Source organism: Frankia sp. CcWB2 (assembly GCF_977927585.1).
Window position 1 is genome coordinate 15,527 of sequence record NZ_CDWRCM010000016.1, and the last position, 850, is coordinate 16,376.

Sequence of the window (850 nt, forward strand, 5' to 3'; positions counted from 1 at the left end):
CGGCCCGGTCACCGGCCGCCTCCTCGCCGACGCCATCGCCACCGGTTCGCCCGCGGCCGAGCTGTCGCCGTTCGATCCGCTGCGTTGATGGCGAAGCGGATCAGGCCCCGATGCGGGCGACTCGATGCGAGTGAAGGGTCAGAACTCTCTGTAGTCAGAGTAGTCAGTTCTGGGCTTGAGATGACCTTTGGGATGACCAGGGAGGGACGACCGGCAGCCCCTGCACCTCCAATCGCTCCGCGACGGGCAACGGCTGCGGGCGCACGGTGAGCGCCGGGCCGCCTACCGGCTCCCGGACCTTGATTTCCAGGGTCCGGGTCTGGCCGCGATCGACGGTGAGATAGGTGGAGAGCACGGGACGCCCGGACTCGGAACCGCTGGCAAGGCCGATGGGCACACCGTCGAGCCGGGCACCGACGAGCCAGCTGCCTCGGCCCGTGTACACCGAGAGCCAGAGATTGTTCTGCGCCCGGGGATTCCCAGCGGCGTCCTTGAGATCCTGCCGGTGGCGCACATAGGCCGGCAGCCCGTCCGGGGCGGCGTTGGTGAGCCGGATCGTGATCGTCGCCACGCCGGCGCCGTTCGGCTGCCGCTGCAGGCGGTAGGTGGTCTGCCGCCGTAGCCAGTAGTCCAGCTTGCTCGCCGTCGCGTTCTGGGTGACGACCCCGAGAAACGGCCCGGGCACGTCCGGCAGCGCACCACCCAGCGCCGTGGACGAAAGAATCCGCTGCTCCTCGGCGTGGTTGCTGGATATTTCCAGCCGGCCCTCGCGAGCGGCCCGTCCCAGCGCGGTCACGAGTTTCGTCGTATCACCGGCTCCCGACTCCACGGCCGCATAGACGGCCTGACC

Annotated in this window: 1 pseudogene; it reads right to left on the reverse strand. The window is 69.4% G+C overall.

Annotated elements, in window-relative coordinates:
• Nucleotides 1-163: 163 nt before the first annotated feature.
• Nucleotides 164-850: pseudogene (locus ACY45C_RS03380) on the reverse strand (DUF4012 domain-containing protein); the annotation flags it as partial.